The 6,293-nt window shown below is 46.1% G+C and carries 7 protein-coding genes; 6 read left to right on the forward strand and 1 reads right to left on the reverse strand.

What is annotated here, in order from left to right:
- Positions 1 to 15 precede the first annotated feature (15 nt).
- Genes ACMJ0U_RS12890 through ACMJ0U_RS12900 form a run of 3 tightly spaced genes read left to right on the forward strand, consistent with a single transcriptional unit; the run spans position 16 to position 3,496 of the window.
- Positions 16 to 2,463: an FAD-dependent oxidoreductase gene (locus ACMJ0U_RS12890; RefSeq protein ID WP_417130267.1), complete on the forward strand. Its 2,448-nt coding sequence runs from the start codon at positions 16 to 18 to the stop codon at positions 2,461 to 2,463.
- A 2-nt stretch (positions 2,464 to 2,465) separates the two neighbouring features.
- A complete protein-coding gene (locus ACMJ0U_RS12895) occupies positions 2,466 to 2,855 on the forward strand; it encodes a MarR family winged helix-turn-helix transcriptional regulator (protein WP_417130268.1) in 390 nt (129 codons plus the stop codon).
- Positions 2,856 to 2,869: 14 nt separating this feature from the next.
- The gene (locus ACMJ0U_RS12900) at positions 2,870 to 3,496 is read left to right on the forward strand and encodes an epoxyqueuosine reductase QueH (protein ID WP_417130269.1); all 627 of its coding nucleotides are present in this window, start codon (positions 2,870 to 2,872) and stop codon (positions 3,494 to 3,496) included.
- Here ACMJ0U_RS12900 and ACMJ0U_RS12905 read toward each other — a convergent pair.
- The gene (locus ACMJ0U_RS12905; protein WP_417130273.1) at positions 3,459 to 4,118 is read right to left on the reverse strand and encodes a hypothetical protein; all 660 of its coding nucleotides are present in this window, start codon (positions 4,116 to 4,118) and stop codon (positions 3,459 to 3,461) included. The two genes, ACMJ0U_RS12900 and ACMJ0U_RS12905, sit on opposite strands and share 38 nt — an antisense overlap.
- Before the next feature lie 173 nt (positions 4,119 to 4,291).
- On the opposite strand from ACMJ0U_RS12905, the gene ACMJ0U_RS12910 reads away from it, so the two are divergent.
- The 3 genes from ACMJ0U_RS12910 to ACMJ0U_RS12920 are packed head-to-tail and all read left to right on the forward strand — an operon-like array spanning position 4,292 to position 6,128.
- Positions 4,292 to 4,843, forward strand: a complete 552-nt coding sequence (locus tag ACMJ0U_RS12910) for a DUF4251 domain-containing protein (RefSeq protein ID WP_417130270.1) — start codon at positions 4,292 to 4,294, stop codon at positions 4,841 to 4,843.
- A gap of 16 nt (positions 4,844 to 4,859) precedes the next feature.
- Positions 4,860 to 5,483: a DUF4136 domain-containing protein gene (locus tag ACMJ0U_RS12915; RefSeq protein ID WP_417130271.1), complete on the forward strand. Its 624-nt coding sequence runs from the start codon at positions 4,860 to 4,862 to the stop codon at positions 5,481 to 5,483.
- A gap of 18 nt (positions 5,484 to 5,501) precedes the next feature.
- On the forward strand, positions 5,502 to 6,128 hold the full coding sequence (locus ACMJ0U_RS12920) for an outer membrane beta-barrel protein (protein WP_417130272.1): 627 nt from the start codon (positions 5,502 to 5,504) through the stop codon (positions 6,126 to 6,128).
- The last annotated feature ends 165 nt before the right edge of the window (positions 6,129 to 6,293 follow it).

The raw sequence follows: 6,293 nt of genomic DNA on the forward strand, positions 1-6,293 counted from the left end.
AGAAAATAAATAGTTATGAAGTATGTAATTGTAGGTGGGGTAGCAGGTGGAGCCACTGCGGCTGCCCGTATTCGGAGAAACACGGAAAAGGCTGAAATCATTCTGTTTGAGCGTGGAGAATATATCTCTTATGCCAATTGTGGTTTACCCTATTATATAGGCGGGGTAATTCAGGAGCGCGACCGTTTGTTTGTACAGACTCCGGAAGCATTCTCTACTCGTTTCCGTATCGATGTGCGGGTGCGTTCGGAGGTGATGGCAATTGATACAGCCCGCAAAGAAGTGAAGGTACGTACTTCGGACGGAAAGGAATATACTGAAACATACGATAAATTGCTGCTTTCACCGGGGGCATCGCCTGTGCGTCCTCCTCTGCCAGGAATCGATAATGAAGGAATTTTTACCCTGAGAAATGTGGCAGATACAGACCGCATCAAAGCTTATATGCAGAGCCATGAGATAAAGAAAGCGGTGATTGTAGGAGGTGGTTTTATCGGATTGGAAATGGCTGAGAACCTTCATCATGCCAGTATTGAGGTGGCTGTAGTAGAGATGGCAGATCAAGTGATGGGACCGATTGATTTCTCTATGGCAGCGCTGGTGCACGGTCATCTGCAGCAGAAGGGTGTCAAACTGTATCTGAAGCAGGCAGTGGAAGCCTTTGAGAAGACCGATTCCGGACTGAAAGTCAAGTTCCAGTCGGGTTTGCAGGCAGAAGCCCAGCTGGTGATTCTTTCCATCGGTGTACGGGCCGAAACTCGTTTGGCCGTAGAAGCTGGATTGAAATTGGGAGAAATGAAGGGTATTTATGTGAATGAATACCTGCAGACCTCCGATGAGTCGGTGTATGCCGTAGGGGATGCCATTGAATATCCGCATCCGATTACCGGTAAGCCGTGGTTGAACTTCCTGGCTGGGCCGGCCAACCGTCAGGCACGTATCGTAGCCGACAACATGACATTGGGTAACCGGGTGAAATATGAAGGCTCTATCGGGACAGCCATCGCGAAAGTGTTTGATTTGACGGTGGCTTCTACGGGACTTCCGGCCAAGCGTCTGAAAGCTTTTGGCATACCTTATCTGTCGGCAACCATTCACTCCGGTTCGCATGCCGGATATTATCCTGGTTCCTTACAGATGGACATCAAGATTACTTTCTCTCCCGAAGACGGCCGTTTGTATGGGGCACAGATTGTGGGATACAATGGAGTGGATAAGCGCATTGATGAATATGCATTGGTCATCAAGCAGAAAGGAACCGTATATGATTTGATGCAGCTGGAGCATGCATACGCACCTCCTTTCTCTTCCGCTAAAGATCCGGTAGCTGTGTCGGGCTATGTGGCTGGCAATATTTTGAACGGCAAGATGACTCCTCTTTACTGGAGAGAGTTGCAGCAGACCGATTTGACTAAGGTGACCTTGGTAGACGTGCGGACAAAAGACGAGTATGAACTGGGGCACATTCCTGGAGCGGTGAACGTACCTTTGGATGAGATGCGTTCACGGATGAAGGAAATTCCATCGGACAAACCAGTCTTCTTGTATTGTGGAGTCGGGTTGCGTGGTTATTTGGCTTCTAACATTCTGAAAGAAAACGGTTATAAGGATGTGCGCAACCTGATAGGAGGTATCAAGACTTATAATGCGGCGGTTACTCCGGTTTGCCAGCCGGAAGAAACATGTGCCGTGACCTGCTCGTGTGAAACGGCAGAGGGAAATTCGGACTACAAAAAGGTACATGTGGTAGATGCCTGTGGCATACAGTGTCCTGGTCCTATCTTGCGTTTGAAAAAAGGAATGGAGGAACTGAAAGCCGGTGAGCAGATGGAAATTCATGCTACAGATGCCGGATTCCCGAGAGATGCAGAGGCATGGTGCCGCACTACCGGAAACCGTTTCCTTTCCTCAAAGTCGGAAAGAGGAATCTATAAGGTCGTAGTAGAGAAAGCTACTCCTTGTGCCATAGAGGCTTCCCGTCAGGATTCGGGAGAGAAGGGAAAAACTTTCATCCTTTTCAGTGATGACCTTGACAAAACTTTGGCTACCTTTGTGCTGGCTAACGGTGCGGCGGCTACGGGCAAGAAAGTGACCATCTTCTTTACCTTCTGGGGACTGAATGCCATCAAGAAGGAACGGAAGCCGTCGGTACAGAAAGACATTTTTGGAAAAATGTTCGGCATGATGTTGCCTTCCAGCTCCCGGAAGCTCAAGCTTTCAAAGATGAACATGGGAGGTATGGGCACGAAGATGATGCGTTACATCATGAACCGTAAGGGAATTGATTCGTTGGAATCGCTTCGCCAGCAGGCCATTGAGAATGGAGTAGAATTCATTGCCTGCCAGATGTCGATGGACGTGATGGGAGTGAAAAAGGAAGAGCTGCTGGACAACGTGACTATCGGCGGGGTAGCAACCTATATGGACCGTGCCGAGGAAGCCAATGTAAATCTGTTTATTTAAGTATGGAAAAGATAAAATGTATCTGTGTGATGAGAGAGCTCTTTCGGGCTCTCTCTGAACTTGAATCCTGCTTGATGCAGTCGCATGGAGTATCGCTGAACGAAGCCATGGTGTTATGTGCCATTGGTAAGGAACGGGTAGCGGCCAGTACGATTGTAGAGCGTACGGGGTTGACTCCCTCGCATGCCTCCAAAGTGATTCGTGCGGTAGAGGAGCGGAATCTGTTAGTGCGTACCTTAGGTGAGAAAGACAAGAGACAGATGTATTTCTCTCTGACAAAGGAAGCACATAATTGTCTGAAGGAGATACGCGAGCAGGGGATAGAGATACCGGAACTGTTGCAACCCTTGTTTGCTTCTTATGTGGAGGGAGTATCAGATTCGTGTGAATAAAGGTGAGTGAAAGGATGAAAAAAAAGAAATTTGAATTGGAAGTACCGGGTGGAGCCGACAAAGTCTTGTTGCACACTTGTTGCGCACCGTGTTCATCGGCCATTATTGAATGCCTGTTGAATCATGGCATACGTCCTACTATCTATTATTGTAATCCGAATATCTACCCGTTGGAGGAATACAATATCCGTAAGGACGAGTGTACCCGCTATGCCCAGTCGTTGGGCTTGGATATTGTGGATGCAGATTATGACCATGCATCCTGGCGTTGCACGGTGGCCGGACTTGAAAACGAACCGGAGCGAGGGGGGCGTTGCCTGAAATGCTTCAAAATGCGTCTGGTCGATACAGCCTGTTATGCACATGAGCACGGTTTCTCAGTCATCACGACTACGTTAGCTTCCTCTCGCTGGAAAAGTCTGGAGCAGATTAATGAAGCAGGGCATTGGGCTGTAGCTGCTTATCCCGACGTAACCTGGTGGGAACAGAACTGGCGCAAGGGGGGCTTGAGTGAACGCCGTATAGCCATTATCAAAGAATATAATTTCTATAACCAGCAGTATTGCGGCTGTGAGTTTAGTATGAGGAAGCATGACGAAGAGCCTACTCCTTCTTCTCTTCCTCCTTCTTCGCCTCAATAGGCATGGTGTTTTCCTTATAGGCGGAGAAACCTTTTACTTTTACGCGTTCTTTTTTCTCTTCCTCGTTGATAGCTGCCTGGCCTAACTGGTTCATGTTGTCTTTTATCACATTGTGCATGTCAAAGAAATAGTCCAGCAGCATTTTCAGGTGTTCTTCCAGTTCTCCTTCGTTTGGAGAGAAGAATGTGTGGCAACGGGAGTGTAGTCCGATGGTCTTTTCATCCTCGTCCACCATATAGACGGTGGTGACCAGTGAATTCACATTTGCCAGATTGATGATTTCTTTCAGGAAAGGAAGTGCTTCGTTATCGGCATTGATGGAACCCCACCACGGATTCCAGATCATGATAAACCGGTTTTCTTCTTCCGCTGCAATATAAAAATCGTCACCCTGATATTTGAAGGTAATATGATTCTCTTCATTCACTTTGGGTTGGCAGCCTATTTTTTTCAATACACTGATGACGAGGTCTTTTGTCGTGACTTCATCCAGCTCGTCTTTCGTCATTCTTTCAATGTGTTCCAACCGTTTCTGACGTTCGCGCAAGAAGCGCAAGATAAACAATACAACCGGCCATAGGGCTAGTGCTATGACGGCGATTAATAAGGTTATTTCACTGATGTGTGTCATGGTATGGATTTTTAAGGTAAAAAATGGGTTTTTCTTTACATATTCTAAAGGTAACAATTTTATTTGAAAGGGTGGATACATTATACTTTTTTAAATAGGATTTATGCAGCAAAATGGGGAGTTTGTTGTTTATAATATGTAATCAATTAAAAAGACACAGATTTATGAAAAAAAAGGTATCAATTCTGATATGTGTACTGGCCTTGATTGTCGGACATACTCAGGCTCAGGAAATAGAGTTGACTAAAGAAGAAAAGAAGGCTCTTCAGGAGAAAATAGACAGTATTCATCATGCAGAAGCTATGGAAGCGGTTAATGCGAGGAAGTTTACCCTCGAAGCCGATCAGGTAGTGTTCAAGTATGGGCAGACGGCCTATGTAACATCGAATACCAACTTTGTTTCTGTGAATGGAGAAGATGCTGTGGTACAGGTGGCTTTCAATATTCCGGCGGCAGGTCCTAATGGGCTGGGAGGTGTGACGGTAGATGGGAAGGTTTCTTCTTACGAAGTAAAGACTGATAAAAAAGGCACGCTCTATTTGTCTATGAATGTGATGGGAACTGGCATTTCGGCGCGTTTGGACATCAGTATGCCGAAAGGAACGAATAATGCTACAGTCACTATTACTCCAAACTTTAATTCCAATCGTCTGACCCTGAATGGGGTGATACTTCCAGCTTTCAAGAGCTCAGTCTTTAAAGGACGTTCAATTTGATAAAACAAGATGAGTTATGAGAAAAATGTTGTTTTTTGCGTGTCTGTTGTTGGGGTTGTCGGCATGTGAGAAAGACCCTGACATGAATCAGCTGGACGCGGATCTGGTGGTCTATACCGATTATGATAAGGATGCCGACTTTGGTAGTTATAAAACCTATTTCTTGCCTGACAGTATTTTGGAGGCTGGCGGGTATCGTGCTACTTACTGGAAGGATGAGAATGCAAAGGCTATTATTAATAAGGTAGCTGCAGAAATGGATGCGCGCGGATACACCCGTATCCTTGATCCGGAAAAGAAGGAAGAAGCTAATGTGGGCTTGCAGCTTTCCTACGTGGCTCAGACAACTCAGGTCATTACCGGTGGCTATTGGGGTGGCTGGTGGGATTATGGTTTCTGGGGGCCTTGGTCCGGATGGTATTATCCGTATCCTGTATCCTATTCTTATAATACCAATACTTTGGTGATGGAGATGGTTGACCTGACTGCCGATGAGGACGGCACACAGAAAAACCTTCCGGTGGTGTGGTATGCCAGCGCATCAGGATTCCAGTACAGCGGACAGTTTAATCAGATGATGTTGCAGAATTCAGTGGTACAGGCTTTTGAGCAGTCACCTTATATCAAATCGGTTAATTAATTAGAGGAGGAATTTGAAATGAAGATAAATGTATTGAAAAAGATGGCACTGCTGGCCTTTATGTGTCTGGGAGTGGCTGTAAAAGGATTTTCGCAATACGATATCAGCAAGACTATTTTGAAAGTGGACTGGCAGATGAATGCGCCTTTTTCCACTGATTTTGCAGATAAGTTGAGCGGATGGGGAATGAATTTTGAGTTGGGCTATCAGTTTACGCCCCGTTGGGAAGCTGGAGTCTTTGCTTCTTTCCATACCAATCATAAGTATGTGGCACGTCAGACATTGTCATTGTCGCCTACAGAGTCACTGACTACTGATCAGCAGCGTTCGGCATTTCAAGTACCGTTTGGTGTGATGGGGGCATATAATCTTTCTACCAACCGTTATGTAAGGCCTTACATTGGAGTGAAGGTAGGTGCCATGTTTGCTCGTAATACCACTTACTTTGGTAGCGGAGGAGTGTACGACGAATCCTGGGGATTCTATGTTTCTCCGGAAATCGGTCTGAAAATTCATCCGACAGGAAAGAAATGGGGATTCCATGTAGCCGGCTACTACAGTTATGCTACCAACAAGACGCAGACATTGACTTGCGACATTGAGGGGCAGAATCATGCCGGTTTCCGTCTGGGGGTAATCTTCTGATAGAATCGGGATAGAGTATAAAAGAAAAGAGGCTGTCTCAAAATAAATTTGAGATGGCCTCTGTTGTGTATGCTCGGCATGAGTATTAGCTAATGGGTGCAAGTCCCCAATGAGCCCTAATAGCGGGAATCATACAGCCAATAGCAAGGGTGTCCATCGCGAGGT

The sequence above is a fragment of the Phocaeicola sp. genome (assembly GCF_048170425.1).
In the GTDB taxonomy this organism is placed as follows: domain Bacteria; phylum Bacteroidota; class Bacteroidia; order Bacteroidales; family Bacteroidaceae; genus Phocaeicola.

What these genes read in the sequence shown, in the direction of transcription:
- ACMJ0U_RS12890 (WP_417130267.1), top strand. Translation starts at nt 16, where the DNA reads ATGAAGTATGTAATTGTAGGTGGGGTAGCAGGTGGAGCCACTGCGGCT.
- ACMJ0U_RS12895 (WP_417130268.1), top strand. Translation starts at nt 2,466, where the DNA reads ATGGAAAAGATAAAATGTATCTGTGTGATGAGAGAGCTCTTTCGGGCT.
- ACMJ0U_RS12900 (WP_417130269.1), top strand. Translation starts at nt 2,870, where the DNA reads ATGAAAAAAAAGAAATTTGAATTGGAAGTACCGGGTGGAGCCGACAAA.
- ACMJ0U_RS12910 (WP_417130270.1), top strand. Translation starts at nt 4,292, where the DNA reads ATGAAAAAAAAGGTATCAATTCTGATATGTGTACTGGCCTTGATTGTC.
- ACMJ0U_RS12915 (WP_417130271.1), top strand. Translation starts at nt 4,860, where the DNA reads ATGAGAAAAATGTTGTTTTTTGCGTGTCTGTTGTTGGGGTTGTCGGCA.
- ACMJ0U_RS12920 (WP_417130272.1), top strand. Translation starts at nt 5,502, where the DNA reads ATGAAGATAAATGTATTGAAAAAGATGGCACTGCTGGCCTTTATGTGT.